This window comes from Roseicella sp. DB1501 (assembly GCF_013112485.1).
GTDB lineage: Bacteria > Pseudomonadota > Alphaproteobacteria > Acetobacterales > Acetobacteraceae > Paracraurococcus.
This window is the reverse complement of the sequence record NZ_JABFHG010000016.1, coordinates 43,129-57,218: the sequence shown is the minus strand read 5'-3', so window position 1 is coordinate 57,218 and position 14,090 is coordinate 43,129. Positions and strand designations below refer to the sequence as shown.

The window sequence follows — 14,090 nt, the reverse complement described above, 5'->3', positions numbered from 1 at the left end:
GAATCAATGGCGTACCGCTTCATTCTGGTCGTGTCCCTTCTTCTCGGCTTGGTGTTCTCCCAGCCGGGGCGAGCGGCAGACGATGCGGCCATTCAAACCACTTGGCGCCTTCTGGACTACATTGCCGTGGATTATCCGGGAGCGGTCGAGGACGGGCGCATCATCAGCCAGTCCGAGTATGAGGAGATGGTCGAGTTTGCCGGATCCGTACGAACCCGCCTCGGCCAACTGCCCTTTCATCCTCAACAAGCTCAGCTGATAGCCGATGTCACAGCGTTGGAAGCCGCCATTGCGGCCCGAGCCCTGCCTGAAGATGTCGCAAGGTTGGCGCGCGGCCTGGCCACACATTTGCTGAATGCTTATCCAGTACCCCTCGCTCCGGCAAAAACTCCAGACGTGCCGCGAGGCGCGTCTCTCTATGCTGAGCAATGTGCCAGCTGCCATGGTCTGAGCGGTGCTGGCGATGGGCCGGCGGCTGCGAACCTAGACCCTCCACCGATTGCCTTTACCGATCGATCCCGGGCCCAGGAGCGCAGTCTGTTTGCGCTTTATCAGGTAATCACCCAGGGCTTGGACGGCACAGCAATGCCAAGCTTCGCTCAGCTATCGCCTGAAGACCGCTGGGCTCTGGCGTTCCACACCGGAACGCTCGCCTATCCGGCGTCCTTTTCCGCGGAAGGAGAGCGCCTGTGGCGCTCAGATCCGATGGTGCGGGCGGTGTTGCCAAGGCCGGAAGCGCTGGCGGGGACGACCCCGGCCCAGCTTGTCGCCCAGCTGGGTGATGAACGTGCCGCGGCCATCACGGCCTATTTGCGCCGGCATCCTGAGGCACTCAGTCCGGTCCAGGGGGCATCGCTCGAGCTGGCCCGGACCCGCTTGAGTGAAGCCGTTCAGGCCTACGGCGCGGGCGAACGTCGCCGGGCGACCGATCTGGCGTTGTCAGCGTATCTGGACGGATTTGAGCCCTTCGAGCCAAGGGTTGCAGCCAAAGACTCTGCGCTGCTCGGACGTGTCGAAACAGCGATGAATGAATTGCGCGCCGGCATCAGCCGCGGCCAGTCTACCGAAGTGGTCCGAGGCCAGGCGGCGGCGGTCAGCGCACTGCTCGACGAAACAGAGCGCACGCTAACCGCAGATACCGACAGCAATGTCACCATGTTTGTCGGTGCTGCCACCATCCTTTTGCGGGAGGGGTTGGAAGCACTGCTGATCGTGGTGGCGATGATCGCCTTTCTGCGAAAGGCTGGTCGTGAGGAGGTACTTCCTTACGTGCATGGCGGGTGGGCTGCCGCGTTGGTGGCAGGTGGCGCTACCTGGTTTGCCGCGACCTATTTGATAGCCATCAGCGGCGCGAGCCGCGAGCTGACCGAAGGTTTTGGTTCTCTCTTCGCTGCGCTTGTGCTGGTCTCCGTCGGGATCTGGATGCATGGCAAGAGCCAGGCCGATAACTGGCAGCGGTACATTCGTGAGCGGCTCTCGGAAGCACTTTCCCGCCGCTCCGGGTGGGTCCTGTTCCTCCTGGCTTTCGTCGTCGTTTATCGCGAAGTGTTTGAAACGATCCTGTTCTATAGCGCGATGTGGCGGCCAGAGAGTGCCGCGCCCTTACTCGGCGGCATCGCCTGCGCCGTTGTCCTGCTTGGGATTATCGGCTGGGCGGGTCTGCGTTATAGCCGCCAGCTGCCTATCGGACGCTTCTTCGCCGTGAGCTCGCTACTGGTGATGGTGCTATCCATCGTCCTGGCCGGCAAAGGCATTGCAGCGTTGCAAGAGGCCGGCATGCTTGATGTGCAGCCCATCACAGGTCTTCCCCGGCTGGCCTTCCTCGGCATTTACCCGACCGCTGAAGGTGTGACAGCACAGATCCTGACCCTGGCGGTGATCGCGGTCGGCTTCTGGTATAATCGCCGGAGCGCGGCGATGTCGTAGCCAGCCGAAGGCCACCTGTCCTTGCCTAACCTTCTCCACAAAGGCGCCCTGCAAGCGCAGGGCGAATGCAGGGCGCTAATAATGCGTTGTGATTACAAGCGAATACGTCCGATCTCTGTCAGCGTCACCTCATCCTTTGTTCGATCGTAAGCTTGGTCGTGCGGGAGCTGGAATGCGCCACCATCTGCTGCGCGTGTTTCAACGTGCCGCAGTATTCATCGGGCTTTTGCTGGTCGAAGGCGTCCGGTGAAATTAGTGGGACCTGATTGAGTTCATCGTTTGCCTTGCCGGCGCCACCAACATCTCTGAGCACCGCGTGCCGCATGAGCGCGCTCCAACCGTTATGTCGGCAGTCTTGCGGAAGCTACCGACAAAGCTGGTCGCAGCGCCATGAGCGCTCCAAAAGCCAGAAGGCAGCACGCCGCTGAGATTGCGACGGACGCTGCCCCATAGACATCAATCAGCAACCCGAAGAGTAGCGGTGCGCAGGCCTGGACGAAGCGGGAAGGGGCACCGAGCAACCCCTGGCGGAGGCCGTAACCGTCCGGGCCGAAGATGGCGAGCGGCAGCGTGCCCTTCACGATGGTCAGCACGCCGTTGCCGGCCCCATGCAGTAGGACGAAGGCCACCGCAGCTGGCGCACCGAACAGGAAGAGCGCGGCGGCCCCAATCGGGTGCGCGATACAGGCTAGGCGCGCCGAAATCAGCGGGTGCGCCTTGCGCAGAAAGCCGAACTCCGCCACGCGCGCCACGACCTGGGCCGGGCCGACCAGCGCGGCGGCGGCGATGGCTGCGGCCGGCGTAGCACCGGATGCTTCCAGCAGGTGCGGCAGATGGGCGGCCATCGCGCCGGTGACGAACCAGGCGGCGGAGAAGACGAACGCGAGCAGCATCATGGCATGCCGGGGTGCCGTGCCACCGGACGCGGTCGCCTCGGCGGTCGTATTCGTTATGGGCGACGCCGATGCCGGGGCAGGGGTGGCAGGAAGCAGAAACCGGTTGATCGGCAAGGCCACACAGAGCTGCACCGCCGCCCAAAACAGGCAGGCACCGCGCCAGCCGAACTCCGCCTCGAACAGCGCGGACAACGGCCAGCCGACCGTGCTGGCAAACCCGGCAATCAAGGTGATGCCAGTAATCGGCCCGCGTGCCTCGCGGCCGTAGAGATAGGCCAGCGCCGCAAAGGCGGCGTCATAGAGGCCCATCGACATGCCAATGCCGAGCACCAGCCAGCCGGCAGCCAGCATCCAGACCTGGCTGGCCGTTGCCATCAGGAGAAGCCCGGCAGCGAAGACCAGGTTGGAGATCGCCAGAACGCCGCGCCCGCCGCGTGCATCGATAGCGCGGCCAGCGGCAGGTCCGAACAAAGCCGAGACGATTAGCGCCGCTGAGAAGGCCCCGAAAATCCACGATGGCGACACGCCAAACTCGCGCGCCATCGGCTGGGCCAGCACCGCCGGCAGATAATAGGTGGAGCCCCAGGCCAGCGTCTGCGCCGTCCCGAGGGCGATGACGACGCTAGTCCGCCTGTGAGGCTCCGCCATATCTCACGCGCCGCAGCAGGACGTGGCAGCGACAGGCGCCGGCTGCGGCGTCGCCGGGCCGCAGCAGCCCGAAGCCTTCGTTGCTTCGGCGACAGGTGCCGGACCGCAGCAACTGGCAGCTTTCGGCACGTCTGCGACGGGACCAGGGCCGCTGCACACGCCGGTTTCCGGCAGGTTCAGCTCGACCCGCTTGGCCGCCTCGATGTCGCCGGCCAGATAGGCCGCGACGGAGCGGGCCTGCTCATGGCCGGTTGCCAGCAGGAAGGTTGGTGCGCGGCCGTAAGCCTTCATGCCGATGATGAACAGGCCCGGCTCCGGCTGTGCCAGCTCGATAGCGCCATGCGGCCGCACCGTGCCGCAGGAATGGAGGTTCGGGTCGATCAGCGGTGCCAAGGCGCTCGGGCAATCGAGTACCGGATCAAGATCGGTGCGCAGCTCCGCCAGGAAACTGAGGTCCGGCTTCAGGCCGGTTGCCACGATCACCGCATCTGCCTGCAGCGTCTGCCAATCGTCACCGCTTTCCCCGCTCATCTGCAGAGTACCGCCCGCAGCCTGCTCGATGGTATCGACCGTGAACGGCGCGGCGATCTCGAACACGCCGCGCTCGACCAGGCCTTTCAGGGCGGAGCCGAGTGCCCCGCGCGCCGCCAGCTGGTCCTGGTCGCCACCGCCAAACACGCGCGTCAGATGGTCGCGGGTGCGCAGCGCCCAGATGACCCGTGTGTCGGGCTCGGCCTCATGCAGCTTCGCCAGGTCGATCAGCGTGCCGGCGGCGGAGTGGCCGCTGCCGACGACCAGCACGCGCTTGCCGGCATACTGTGCCCGCTGTGCGCCGAGGATATCTGGCATGCCGTAGCGCAGCCGGCCGGCGGCGGCGGCCTCGCGCTCGCCCATCGCCGGCAGGCCGCTGCCTCCGGCCGGATTGGGCGAGGTCCAGGTGCCTGACGCATCGATGACGGCGCGGGCGAAGGTCCGCCCTTCGCGGCCGGCGCTATCGAGGAAGCGCACCTCGAACGGCTGCGCCTCGCGCCCGGCATTGCGCACCTTGCCATTGCCGACGCGCGCCACGCCGGTCACGCGTACCCCGAGCCGCAGCCGCGCAGCGATTTCCGGGGTGCGGCTGAGCGGATCGAGATAGGCCTCGGCCAGCTGGTGGCCGGTGGGATAGGCATCCTCCTGCGGCGCCGTCCAGCCATGGCGTTCCAGCAGCGCGCGTGCCGCCTTGTCAATGTTGTAGGTCCAGGGGGAAAACATCGGGACATGACCCCAAGCGCGCACCGCCGCCGCCGGCTGGGTGCCCGCTTCCAAGATCAGCGGCTTGATGCCGCGTTCCAGCAGCTCCGCAGCGGCGGCCAATCCGACCGGGCCGCCGCCGATGACGACGACCGGCAGCGGGCCGGTCGCCGGCCGGCGGTCGGTGGAGAGGGCAGGGGCCGTCGAAGTAGCGGCCAGCTCTTGCAGGGGAGTGACGACGTTCATGGAGTTCTCCTTGTTCTGTGGTTCTAAGATAATCGAAATATGTAAGCCCAAAAGGCCGATCAGGCGGCCGCATCAGGGATATCGGGGAGGGCGGTGCTGCAGGTGCTTTCCACGCAGCACTCCTCGACCAGGAAGCCGAGCAGGTCGCGCATGATCGGGTAGTTGGCACGGCAGAGCAGGGTGGTGGCCTGACGCTCCTGCGTGACCAGGCCGACCGTCATCAGCTTGTGGAGATGGTGCGACAGCGTCGAGGCCGCGATGCTCAAGCGCTCCTGCAGGCGGCCGACCGGCAGCCCGTGATCGCCGGCGCGCACCAGGGCTCGATACAGCTTGAGCCGGGTCGGATTGCCGAGCGCTTCGAGCTGCGCGGCTGCTTGTTCGATATCCATGGAAATAAGCTAGGGGAGCTGCCGCGCTCGTGCAACCCTATTTTTAGAATCTTCGAAATAGCAGCTCGCGCAACAGTCTCTCAGCATTGACAGCCAGATATTATGTCCATATTTATCGACGTATGGACCTAATAGCCGCTGTAGAAGCCATGAACGCCCTGGGGCAGGAGACGCGCATGCGCGCCTTCCGCCTGCTCGTGGAAGCCGGCGATGACGGGCTCCAATCGGGTGAGATCGCCCGTCGGCTCGACGTGCCGCACAACACCATGTCCACCCACCTAGCGCAGCTGACGCGCGCCGGGCTGATCCGCTCGCGGCGCGCCAGCCGCTCGATCATCTACGTGGCGGACTTCCCCGGCATTCGGGAAATGCTCGCCTTCCTCGTCCAGGACTGTTGCCAGGGCCGGCCTGAGCTATGTGGCCCGCTGCTCGATGCGGCGCTGCCGGTCGCGGCCTGCTGTCCTGCCCCGCAGCGGCCGGCGTGAGGAGACGGCTCCGATGACGCGAACCTTCAACGTCCTGTTTCTCTGCACCGGCAACTCGGCGCGCAGCATTCTGGCCGAGCGGCTGATGGAGCAGCATGGCAGCGGCCGCTTCCGAGGCTATTCGGCCGGCAGCTTTCCCAAGGGAACGGTGCATCCGCTGGCCCTCCGGCTGTTGTCCGAGCAGAGTTTCCCCACCGAAGGCCTGCGCAGCAAGTCGTGGGAAGAGTTCACCGCGCCAGGCGCGCCGACGATGGATTTCGTGTTCACGGTCTGCGACCAGGCCGCCAATGAACCCTGCCCGATCTGGCCGGGCCATCCGATCACCGCGCATTGGGGCGTGCCAGACCCGGCCGCCGCTGATGGCAATGAAGCAGAGCGCATGCTGGCCTTCCGCGATGCCTTCGCCGTGCTTGGCCGGCGCATCGCTATCTTTGCCAGCCTGCCCCTGAATGCTTTGGACACGCTGGCGACCCGCCGAGAGGTCGAAGCCATTGGCCGCGACGCGGCTACCGCGCGCCAGGAGCAGGCCAAATGAACGAGACCGTGACGATCTACCACAACCCGCAATGCGGCACCTCGCGCAACGTGCTCGGGCTGATCCGTAATGCCGGCGTCGAGCCGCAGATTATCGAGTATCTGAAGAATCCGCCGACCCGCGCGGAACTGGCCGACTTGATCCGGCGCGCCGGCCTCTCGGTGCGCGACGTGGTGCGGCAAAAGGGCACGCCGTATGACGCGCTGGGCCTCGGCGATCCGTCGCTGACCGACGACCAGCTGCTCGATGCCATGATGGCGCATCCGATCCTCATTAACCGACCCCTCGTGGTCACCGACCGGGGCGTGAAGCTCTGTCGCCCGTCCGAAGCCGTGCTCGATCTGCTCACCCCGCCGCAACGCGGTGCCTTCATTAAAGAAGATGGCGAGCGGGTGGTGGACGAGCAGGGCCACCGGGTGCGCTGAAGGAAACCAAAATGTCTGATACTGCTCTTCCTGCCAGCGCTGCGCCGGCCCGACCGGCCATGGGCACCTTCGAGCGCTTCCTAACGCTGTGGGTAGCGCTCTGTATCATCGTCGGCATCGTGCTCGGCCAGCTCGCGCCGGGCGCCTTCCGTGCCATTGGTGAGGCGACAGTGGCCGAGGTCAATCTGCCGGTCGCCGTGCTGGTCTGGCTGATGATCATTCCCATGCTGCTCAAAATCGACCTGGGCTCGCTGCGCCAGGTCGGCAGCCACTGGCGGGGCATTGCCGCCACCGTCGGCATCAACTGGCTGGTAAAACCCTTCTCGATGGCGCTGCTGGGCTGGCTGTTCATCGGCTGGTTATTTCGGCCGTACCTGCCGGCCGGTCAGATCGATAGCTATATTGCCGGGCTGATCCTGCTGGCCGCCGCGCCCTGCACGGCCATGGTCTTCGTCTGGTCGAACCTGGTGGACGGCGAGCCACATTTCACCCTGAGCCAGGTAGCGCTGAATGACCTGATCATGGTGGTGGCCTTCGCGCCACTCGTCGGGCTGCTGCTCGGCTTATCGGCCATCACCGTGCCTTGGGACACGCTGATCCTTTCGGTAGTGCTCTACATTGTCGTGCCGGTCATCGTGGCCCAGCTCTGGCGCGCCCTGCTGCTGCGCACCGGCGGGCCGGGCGCACTGTCGCGCACGCTGGAGCGGCTGGCGCCGGTGTCGCTATCGGCGCTGCTGCTGACCTTGGTGCTGCTGTTTGGCCTGCAGGGCGAGCAGATTGTCCGCCAGCCGACCGTTATTGCCTTGCTGGCGGTACCGATCCTGATCCAGGTCTATTTCAACGCCGGCCTGGCCTATTGGCTGAACCGCAAGCTAGGCGTCGAATGGTGCGTCGCCGGACCCTCGGCGCTGATCGGTGCCTCCAACTTCTTCGAGTTGGCCGTAGCGGCCGCCATCGCTCTGTTCGGCTTCCAGTCCGGGGCGGCACTTGCCACGGTGGTCGGCGTGCTGGTCGAGGTGCCGGTGATGCTTTCAATTGTGCACATCGTGCGACGCAGCCGAGGCTGGTACGAAGCGGGAGCGCGCCAGGCATGACATCGCATGTTGTGACCAACGGCGAGGCGCGGTGATGACGCTCTGGGATGAGATGCTGCCCGTCCTACAGGAGATCAACAGCGATGGGGGTAACTTCACCAGCTTCCTTCTGTCGCGGAGTATCTTTGATTTGCTGGATGCATCTGCCACCGCGGGCGAGGCTGCGGCCGTTGCCACCTGCACCAAAATTCGCAAAGCGATCAAAAGCGGCCGTTGGCCGCATGATCCAGCCACCTTCAACGCGGTTTTTGAGAGCTATCACGAGGGCCTGTTCTACCTCCTAGCAAGGGCCCGTGGCGTGGCGCTGCGGCCTGTAAAGGAAGTGGCCGGTAAGACGCCTGATTTTAGCGCCAACGCCTATGCCGAGAATTATGAGGTGAAGACCCTCGACCTGTCTGGCGGGGTGCACGCTTACCCGGCCATTGTGACGGCAGGCCGAGAGAGCCAGCGACAGGCCAAGGAGACTGCTCAGCGGCGTGGCGTCGGCATCGGCCGTTCCTTTGTCACTCCGCACGGCCCGGTGGAGAACTGGCTGCAGATCATGCAGCGCGTCATGCGTCAGATCGGCAGCAACGTGAAGCGAGGCCAGTTCGAAGAAAAGCCGACGTTCCTGGTCGTCGCGTTGCCCCGTACATTGATCCGAGGTGATGCCGTCGAGCTTCAAGCAGAGCGGCACGATGCGAGGCTGGGCAAGGTGAATGGCCATTTGTGGACACTCGCGGCCCATGAAGTGGGTGACCACTTCTGGTGGCCACACCCCGACGGGTTGCAGCCTGATCCGGCGAGGGAAGAAAACGATAATGGCCCGCTCGCCCAAAACGGCATTCTGCGTGACTACCCGTTTATCGGCGGCATCGTTTTCATTCACACGACCATGAACAAACTAAGCAGCGCCGACGCCTTCGACCCTGATATCCTGCACGCTTATGCCTTACGTGGCGTTTTGAACGACCGCGCTATGCTGGGCGGGCAAGCAGCCGATGCCGCCCATTCGTCCTTCCCGGCACTGTGTGATGATTGGGTTCGGGCGGCGTAAATAGGCGCGCCGCCTATTCGCCTTGCCCAGCGGTGACGATTGCGCTGCAGGAGACGCAGGGCGAGTGCCCTGCGAACGCATGGCGCAAAGATTCTTCAACAATTACCGACGGATATGCTCTGCCTCTGTCAGCGTTACCTCGCCTTTGATGCGGTCGTGGAGCTTGGTGGTACGGGGCTGGAGTGCGCTGCCATCTGGTGAGCGCCCTCCAGCCATCGACTGCGCTTTTGCAGCGTCGATGAAGGTGCTCTATCAATTGGAATCCGGTACGTGGGGAAAGAGGGAGGGCACCATGCAGCGAAGCGTGGCAGCAAGCTCGTGGTCGGGGAACCGCTTTATGGCCCCCGCCCATACTTTCTTCGCCTCAACATGGTCGCCACTGTTCCAATGGACCCCACCAAGGTTAAACATGGCGAGATCGTAGTTTGGATCTAGCGTTAGCGCTTGGTCATAGGCTGCGATTGCCTCGGCTGGCCTGCCGAGGTTCTCATACGCGACTGCAGCCTGAAACCAACTCATCGCGTCGGGCTGTATGACCTCAGCCTGTTCCAGTAAGATTGGAAGGCTCTCATCAAACTTGGCGAGGAAATTGAGGGCAGTCCCAAGGCAGTAGCCGTAATGACCACCCTCTAGCTCGAAGGCTTTGCGGAAGCACCGCTCGGCTTCCGCCCAATCACCCTCGTCCTGAGCCCAGTGACCCAGCCGGTCCCACGGCAGGGCGGCATCTTCGTCATCAATGTATGCAATCTGTCGTTCGAATTCCTTACGGAACTCGGCGTAAGTCTGCTGTATGTCCTGCTCCTGGGCCCGCAAATAAAATGTCGCAAGCAGCAGCTCTCGTCTTGCGGCGGAGGCAGCCGGATGCGCAGCAATGTAGCGTTGCCAAAAACCGATTGCCTGCCGCGCGTTTCCAACCGTCGCGCGCCCGAAGTTCGCGACTTGCTGAGCGCACCAAGGCCAGATCCAAGGGTGGTCGTCAGCGTTCCCCAAAAGCGAGGCGATCTCGCGAAACGCACCGCGACCATCAGTAAGATTGAAAAGCGCGTTCACCCGCCATCCGGCAACTGTCGATGTCGCGCCGAGCTGACGTTCCGTGAACACGACACGGTCGAAGTGATCCAGCGCGGCCTGATAATCGCCGATACGGATGTAGTGGTTTCCGAGAGCGTTATGTGCTTCCGGAAGATTTGGATCGAGGTGCAGCGCTTTATAGTAGTAACTAACGGCAAGCTCTTGGTCACCTGAGCGCTCGATACTCGTTCCAAGATTCTTATGTATCTTTGCCGCCAGCTCCGGCGCTGCTGTGAATTCCTGATCTTCAAGCGCCGTCTCGTAGGCTTTTTTCGCTTCGCTCTCTTTGCCCAGTGCAGACTGGGCGTTGCCGATTGTGTAGTGCAGGCTGCCGTGTTGGTAGCTGCCAACGTTGAGCTTAGACTGGAAATGTCCGATCGCGGCCTCGATCCGGCCAGAGTTCGAGCTGCGACCTGCCATTCCGAGGTTGATCTCCGCCATGTAGCCGTAGTTCATGGCGTTGTCGTCGGTGCCGAGAACCGCAATGAACTTGTCAAAGGCGGCGCTGATCACATCATCTGCGCCATCCTTGTAGAGGCTTTCAAGGATCTTTGCGGCTGCTTCGCGGTTTTCCGGGACGTGGACGTCCGCGATCTGTCTCCTAAGCATTCCTGGTATTTCAGAGGGCGCTGCCGTCACCTGCCCGGTTCTACGGTCTCGCAACAACGACGCGCTCGACTTAGCGAGAGACGCCACCGTCTTGAGCTGCTCGACGGTCAACTCGTCGGTACACGACAACGTCAGTGTCTGCTGCTCCGTCCAGTTTCTGCCGCCGTGCTCGTATTGGCGCAGAACCGCTTCTGCGAAGCAGATGCGCAGTGAGTCTGTCGGCACATGGTAGCAGACGTAGAAGCTGTGTGGCTGCGTCAGTAGGTAGTTAAGATTGGTACGTGCAATCGCAACACTGACAGAAGCGTCCGCGTTCAAAGACCGCTCGGTGCCCTTGAGCTGGACATGGATTCTGACGTTGGTTGCGCTGCCCTGATTGAGAACCTCGATCTGACAGTCTGTCCCATAATCCTTTCGATCGGCGCTCTGAAGAATGAAGGCTCCGCTTTCCAGCAGGCGCTTTTGGAAAGCCACCACGGCCTTTTCCTCAGTTACGTGATTACCATCACGCTTTGGAAGATCGTCAAGGTGGCTCATTTTATCGCCAACCATACAATCTGTTCGCATGATTTCCGAGATCTACGTCTACTGCCAAAATGTTGCAATCTCATTGGGGGCGCTCTTACAAAACGATCCGCTCGACCTCGTCGAGCGTCACCTCGTCCTGGGTTCGGTCGTAGAGCTTGGTGGTACGCGGGCTGGAATGCGCCGCCATCTGCTGAGCACGCTCCAGCGAGCCGCCATTCTCCAAATAGGTGGTGATGCCGATCGCGCGCCAGCTATGGCAGCCAAGCGCGGCGTCGATGCCTGCGGCCAGCGCGCGGCGGCGGACCATCGCAAAAGCTTCGCGCGCCTGCAGGCGGTGAGTAGTTAGGCGATCGCGTGTGCGGCCAGGCGCGGTGCGGAACAGCGGGCCCTTTTTGTCCTCGGCGATGCTAGCCGCCTCGATATAAGCGTCTAAGTATTCTTCCAGCGTATGATGCACCGGCATCTCGTGGACCTTGCCACCCTTCTCATGCAGGCGCACGCGCCAGCGCTTGCGGCCTGCAGAGAAGTAATCCTCCATGTCCATGCCGAGCGCTGCCTCGATGCGAGCGAAGGTATAGAGCAGGGTGCCGATCAGCGCGCGGTCGCGCAGGCCGATCAGCGTGTCGGTCTCGATGGCATCGATCAGCGCCTTTGCGTCTTCGCGCGGCAGCACCGGCGTCTTGCCGCGGGTGACCACGTATTTCGGGCCGCGCACGGAAGCGGCCGGGTTGTGCGGCACGATCTGGCCGACCACGAACCAGTCGAACAGCATGCGGACGGCCGCCAGCTGCTGCTTGACGCTTGGGGCCGCCAGCGGGGCAGGGGGCTCGCCGGGGTTCCGCGACAGGCCAGTCTTCAGCAGTAGCTCGACATAGGCCGCCACATGCACCGGCTCGATACTGGGCAGGGTGAGGCGGTGCTGTTCGCACCAGCCGAGGAAGTCGCTGGCGGCGCGCGCATAGGCGCGGCGCGTGTTGGGGTTGCGGATGTTGGCGGCGAAGAATTCGATATAGCGCTTGGCGGCACGCTCGCCCTGATCGGCGACCAGCGACGGCACCATCATCCCGCCATACGGCAAGGCAGGGAGATAACCGACCGGGGTGATCAGCTCGTTCATTCCGCCATCCCGAGCAGTTCCACGCCACTCACCGCCGCCGCCTGACGCAGCTTCTTGTCGAGCGATGCCAAGGGCAGGCTGGCGCGTAGCGCCAGCTCCAAATAGCTCGCGTCGTAGAGGGTCAGCCCCTGCGCTTCGGCCAAGGCGAGGGTGCGGCTCCAGGCCTGCGCCGCCGTGTCCGGGTCAATATGGATGGGCAGGGCCGCCAGCGTGGTGAGCGAGCGCCGACGTTCGTCCTGGGTGATGCGGCGCGCCTTCTCGGCATACAGCAGGACGTTGGCCATCTCGAGCGGCCACAGACCCGGCGCTATCGCGCCCGCTGCGGCGATCTCGTCGAGTAGTGTTTCCGTGGCGTCGGTGCCTTCGCCGGGCAGCACCCAGGCTAGCGCCACCGAGCTATCGAGGACGCAGCGCGTCACCGGCGGCCTTCGTCGCGGAAGGCTTTCAGCTCATCCCAGGAGAGTGATTCACCGCGCTCCGCGATGGAGTGGCGCAGCGCGCGCAGCTCCACGACCGCTTTGGCGATCTCGGCCTGGCGGCGAGTAACCTCGGGCACGATGCGGGCGATCGGACGGCCATGGCGCGTGATGACGATGGTCTCGCCGCGCTCGACCTCGTCGAGCAGCCGAGGCAGGTGCGTCTTGGCCTCCGACGCCTGAACCTCGCGCATGTCATTTCCATTCCAACTAGTCATATCAACCAGTCTACTCGCCTGCGCAACATCTGTCAACGTCAACTAGTCGAAATGACCAGTCGGCATACATCGCATCCGATAACGTCCTTTATCGGATGGGATATAGGCCGGCGAATAAAAGCGAATGCCCACGTCCTAAAGCGTGCTTTCCCAACCACACCGTCGCCTCGTCGCAACAGATCAGATGCCGCCCTGCGAATGCAAGGCACATGCCCGGCGTTTTCTGTCTTGACCTTCCTACCGTCGGAAGCCGCAGCGTCATCCGTTCGAATGGCATCATTGACGGAATCCTCCAATGCGACCTGCGCGCCCACTCGAAGACCACATCATCGCAGCGCTCACGCAAGCGCTCGCCGAAGGCCGGACGGACGCCGCCGAGCACCTGCTGCGTGCCGTGGAAACCTTGTGCAGCGATGCGACGCCCGGATCGGTGCTCGCCGATGCGTATGGCGCAGCCTTCGGGTCGCCGCCAACGCGGCTGGTGCGACGGATCTTACGCCAGTGAGTGCTCCCGGCGTTGCCAATGCCGTGGGTACCGCCGGGACGGACTGGCTGCGCGCCCTTCGCGTCTATCTCGGCACCATCGCCGTGACCGATCTCGTCTGGGAATCCGCGCACCTACCACTCTATACCATCTGGCGCTCCGGCACGTTGCGAGAGCAGCTGTTTGCGGTCATTCATTGCACGGCGGGCGATGTGCTCATTGCGCTCAGCTGCCTGACCGCTGCGCTACTCAGCGTCGGCCATCGCGACTGGCCGCTACAAGCGTACGGCCCCGTCGCCATCGTCACCACCATGCTCGGCCTGGGCTACACGATCTTCAGCGAATGGCTGAACATCGTGGTGCGGCAGAGCTGGGCCTATTCCGAGCTGATGCCGGTAGTTCCGGTGATCCATACCGGCCTGTCACCGCTGCTGCAGTGGCTGGTGGTGCCGCTCGCCGCCTTCTGGCTAGCGCGCCGGACGGCACGGCACCCTCCCGCCGTGCTTGTATCAGTCGAGCGCTGAAGCTTATCCCCGCCGGCCAAACAGATATTTCGCCAGTGCGGCAACACCCAGCACAAGGAGGACAATCACGAGGAGCCACACGAGCCCCATGCCCCACATCATCCCGCTCATCATGCCGCCATCGTGCATCATGTGGTGTCCCTTCTGCCT

The 14,090-nt window shown here is 63.6% G+C and carries 17 protein-coding genes; 8 read left to right on the top strand and 9 right to left on the bottom strand.

What is annotated here, in order from left to right; all coding sequences use genetic code 11:
* Window positions 1-6 precede the first annotated feature (6 nt).
* Window positions 7-1,926, top strand: coding sequence for a cytochrome c/FTR1 family iron permease (locus HJG45_RS24520; RefSeq protein WP_171616029.1), 1,920 nt, complete (start codon window positions 7-9; stop codon window positions 1,924-1,926).
* Window positions 1,927-2,050: 124 nt separating this feature from the next.
* Here the strand turns inward: HJG45_RS24520 and HJG45_RS24515 are convergent, their stop codons facing one another.
* Genes HJG45_RS24515 through HJG45_RS24500 form a run of 4 tightly spaced genes read right to left on the bottom strand, consistent with a single transcriptional unit; the run spans window position 2,051 to window position 5,338 of the window.
* The gene (locus HJG45_RS24515; protein ID WP_171616027.1) at window positions 2,051-2,251 is read right to left on the bottom strand and encodes a hypothetical protein; all 201 of its coding nucleotides are present in this window, start codon (window positions 2,249-2,251) and stop codon (window positions 2,051-2,053) included.
* Between the two features lie 16 nt (window positions 2,252-2,267).
* Entirely contained in the window at window positions 2,268-3,470 is a 1,203-nt protein-coding gene (locus HJG45_RS24510; RefSeq protein ID WP_171616025.1) for an MFS transporter, read from the bottom strand.
* A gap of 3 nt (window positions 3,471-3,473) precedes the next feature.
* On the bottom strand, window positions 3,474-4,949 hold the full coding sequence (locus HJG45_RS24505) for an FAD-dependent oxidoreductase (protein WP_171616023.1): 1,476 nt from the start codon (window positions 4,947-4,949) through the stop codon (window positions 3,474-3,476).
* 59 nt (window positions 4,950-5,008) lie between these two features.
* Window positions 5,009-5,338 carry a helix-turn-helix transcriptional regulator gene (locus tag HJG45_RS24500; RefSeq protein ID WP_171616021.1) on the bottom strand — a complete coding sequence of 110 codons (330 nt, stop codon included), beginning with the start codon at window positions 5,336-5,338 and terminating at the stop codon, window positions 5,009-5,011.
* 176 nt (window positions 5,339-5,514) lie between these two features.
* On the opposite strand from HJG45_RS24500, the gene HJG45_RS24495 reads away from it, so the two are divergent.
* Genes HJG45_RS24495 through HJG45_RS24475 form a run of 5 tightly spaced genes read left to right on the top strand, consistent with a single transcriptional unit; the run spans window position 5,515 to window position 8,913 of the window.
* Window positions 5,515-5,823: an ArsR/SmtB family transcription factor gene (locus HJG45_RS24495; RefSeq protein ID WP_368040672.1), complete on the top strand. Its 309-nt coding sequence runs from the start codon at window positions 5,515-5,517 to the stop codon at window positions 5,821-5,823.
* Window positions 5,824-5,836: 13 nt separating this feature from the next.
* Window positions 5,837-6,358, top strand: coding sequence for an arsenate reductase ArsC (locus tag HJG45_RS24490; protein ID WP_171616017.1), 522 nt, complete (start codon window positions 5,837-5,839; stop codon window positions 6,356-6,358).
* Complete coding sequence (arsC, locus tag HJG45_RS24485) at window positions 6,355-6,783, top strand: arsenate reductase (glutaredoxin) (RefSeq protein WP_171616015.1); 429 nt, start codon at window positions 6,355-6,357, stop codon at window positions 6,781-6,783. Before HJG45_RS24490 ends, arsC begins: the two co-directional genes overlap by 4 nt.
* Window positions 6,784-6,842: 59 nt before the next feature.
* Entirely contained in the window at window positions 6,843-7,877 is a 1,035-nt protein-coding gene (gene arsB / locus HJG45_RS24480) for an ACR3 family arsenite efflux transporter (RefSeq protein ID WP_171616111.1), read from the top strand.
* Between the two features lie 34 nt (window positions 7,878-7,911).
* Window positions 7,912-8,913: a hypothetical protein gene (locus HJG45_RS24475; protein ID WP_171616014.1), complete on the top strand. Its 1,002-nt coding sequence runs from the start codon at window positions 7,912-7,914 to the stop codon at window positions 8,911-8,913.
* A gap of 252 nt (window positions 8,914-9,165) precedes the next feature.
* Here the strand turns inward: HJG45_RS24475 and HJG45_RS24470 are convergent, their stop codons facing one another.
* The 4 genes from HJG45_RS24470 to HJG45_RS24455 form a co-directional block, all read right to left on the bottom strand.
* Window positions 9,166-11,130, bottom strand: coding sequence for a tetratricopeptide repeat protein (locus HJG45_RS24470; RefSeq protein ID WP_171616012.1), 1,965 nt, complete (start codon window positions 11,128-11,130; stop codon window positions 9,166-9,168).
* 85 nt (window positions 11,131-11,215) lie between these two features.
* Window positions 11,216-12,238, bottom strand: a complete 1,023-nt coding sequence (locus HJG45_RS24465) for a tyrosine-type recombinase/integrase (protein WP_254452759.1) — start codon at window positions 12,236-12,238, stop codon at window positions 11,216-11,218.
* The gene (locus HJG45_RS24460; RefSeq protein ID WP_171616010.1) at window positions 12,235-12,657 is read right to left on the bottom strand and encodes a type II toxin-antitoxin system VapC family toxin; all 423 of its coding nucleotides are present in this window, start codon (window positions 12,655-12,657) and stop codon (window positions 12,235-12,237) included. The genes HJG45_RS24465 and HJG45_RS24460 overlap by 4 nt, the downstream gene beginning before the upstream one ends.
* Window positions 12,654-12,908 (bottom strand): type II toxin-antitoxin system Phd/YefM family antitoxin, encoded by a 255-nt coding sequence (locus tag HJG45_RS24455; RefSeq protein ID WP_171616008.1) that lies wholly within the window; start codon window positions 12,906-12,908, stop codon window positions 12,654-12,656. Before HJG45_RS24455 ends, HJG45_RS24460 begins: the two co-directional genes overlap by 4 nt.
* A gap of 319 nt (window positions 12,909-13,227) precedes the next feature.
* On the opposite strand from HJG45_RS24455, the gene HJG45_RS24450 reads away from it, so the two are divergent.
* Entirely contained in the window at window positions 13,228-13,437 is a 210-nt protein-coding gene (locus HJG45_RS24450; protein WP_132294112.1) for a hypothetical protein, read from the top strand.
* A complete protein-coding gene (locus HJG45_RS24445) occupies window positions 13,434-13,940 on the top strand; it encodes a hypothetical protein (RefSeq protein WP_205963643.1) in 507 nt (168 codons plus the stop codon). The genes HJG45_RS24450 and HJG45_RS24445 overlap by 4 nt, the downstream gene beginning before the upstream one ends.
* Window positions 13,941-13,943: 3 nt before the next feature.
* Here HJG45_RS24445 and HJG45_RS29300 read toward each other — a convergent pair whose 3' ends face one another.
* The gene (locus tag HJG45_RS29300) at window positions 13,944-14,072 is read right to left on the bottom strand and encodes a hypothetical protein (protein ID WP_255466932.1); all 129 of its coding nucleotides are present in this window, start codon (window positions 14,070-14,072) and stop codon (window positions 13,944-13,946) included.
* Window positions 14,073-14,090: the final 18 nt, after the last annotated feature.

What these genes read in the sequence shown, in the direction of transcription:
- HJG45_RS24520 (WP_171616029.1), top strand. Translation starts at nt 7, where the DNA reads ATGGCGTACCGCTTCATTCTGGTCGTGTCCCTTCTTCTCGGCTTGGTG.
- HJG45_RS24515 (WP_171616027.1), bottom strand. Translation starts at nt 2,251, where the DNA reads ATGCGGCACGCGGTGCTCAGAGATGTTGGTGGCGCCGGCAAGGCAAAC.
- HJG45_RS24510 (WP_171616025.1), bottom strand. Translation starts at nt 3,470, where the DNA reads ATGGCGGAGCCTCACAGGCGGACTAGCGTCGTCATCGCCCTCGGGACG.
- HJG45_RS24505 (WP_171616023.1), bottom strand. Translation starts at nt 4,949, where the DNA reads ATGAACGTCGTCACTCCCCTGCAAGAGCTGGCCGCTACTTCGACGGCC.
- HJG45_RS24500 (WP_171616021.1), bottom strand. Translation starts at nt 5,338, where the DNA reads ATGGATATCGAACAAGCAGCCGCGCAGCTCGAAGCGCTCGGCAATCCG.
- HJG45_RS24495 (WP_368040672.1), top strand. Translation starts at nt 5,515, where the DNA reads ATGCGCGCCTTCCGCCTGCTCGTGGAAGCCGGCGATGACGGGCTCCAA.
- HJG45_RS24490 (WP_171616017.1), top strand. Translation starts at nt 5,837, where the DNA reads ATGACGCGAACCTTCAACGTCCTGTTTCTCTGCACCGGCAACTCGGCG.
- arsC (WP_171616015.1), top strand. Translation starts at nt 6,355, where the DNA reads ATGAACGAGACCGTGACGATCTACCACAACCCGCAATGCGGCACCTCG.
- arsB (WP_171616111.1), top strand. Translation starts at nt 6,843, where the DNA reads ATGGGCACCTTCGAGCGCTTCCTAACGCTGTGGGTAGCGCTCTGTATC.
- HJG45_RS24475 (WP_171616014.1), top strand. Translation starts at nt 7,912, where the DNA reads ATGACGCTCTGGGATGAGATGCTGCCCGTCCTACAGGAGATCAACAGC.
- HJG45_RS24470 (WP_171616012.1), bottom strand. Translation starts at nt 11,130, where the DNA reads ATGAGCCACCTTGACGATCTTCCAAAGCGTGATGGTAATCACGTAACT.
- HJG45_RS24465 (WP_254452759.1), bottom strand. Translation starts at nt 12,238, where the DNA reads ATGAACGAGCTGATCACCCCGGTCGGTTATCTCCCTGCCTTGCCGTAT.
- HJG45_RS24455 (WP_171616008.1), bottom strand. Translation starts at nt 12,908, where the DNA reads ATGCGCGAGGTTCAGGCGTCGGAGGCCAAGACGCACCTGCCTCGGCTG.
- HJG45_RS24450 (WP_132294112.1), top strand. Translation starts at nt 13,228, where the DNA reads ATGCGACCTGCGCGCCCACTCGAAGACCACATCATCGCAGCGCTCACG.
- HJG45_RS29300 (WP_255466932.1), bottom strand. Translation starts at nt 14,072, where the DNA reads ATGATGCACGATGGCGGCATGATGAGCGGGATGATGTGGGGCATGGGG.